The sequence below is a fragment of the Collinsella sp. AF20-14LB genome, from assembly GCF_003459505.1.
Classification (GTDB): domain Bacteria; phylum Actinomycetota; class Coriobacteriia; order Coriobacteriales; family Coriobacteriaceae; genus Collinsella.
The window spans coordinates 1-364 of sequence record NZ_QRWD01000005.1 but is presented as its reverse complement, the minus strand read 5'-3'; the positions used below and the strand labels follow the sequence as shown (position 1 = coordinate 364).

At 70.3% G+C, this 364-nt stretch carries 1 rRNA gene; it reads right to left on the bottom strand.

Features of this window, described 5'->3' with window-relative positions:
- Positions 1-71: 71 nt before the first annotated feature.
- Positions 72-187: ribosomal RNA gene (gene rrf, locus DWX63_RS03435) — 5S ribosomal RNA — on the bottom strand.
- Positions 188-364 lie beyond the last annotated feature (177 nt).

The following is a 364-nucleotide window of genomic DNA, read 5'->3' as shown; positions in this document are numbered from 1 at the left end:
AACGCAAAAAAGGGGGAGGCCGCGATGCCTCCCCCTTCTCCATTTCCTCTGACGGCTCGGTGCCGTCCACCGGTCAGCGGCGCCCTGGCCTCCCACGGGCTGGCCCCGCAGTACTCTCGGCGCGATGGGGCTTAGCTTCCGGGTTCGGAACGGGACCGGGCGTGCCCCCCATGCTCTGGCCGCTGACCGGTGGGCGGCGCCCACCGTTACGGTGTCCTGGGTCTCATCTACGTGCCCTGGGGGCCGCATGGCGCATAGGAAAGAGTCGACTCGGGGGCATCCTCGTGCCCGGACCGCGCATGGAGCGCGAAGTCCCGCGGGCCGCGAGGTGCGGTTCCGGAAGAGCTCGGGCGATTAGTGCGGC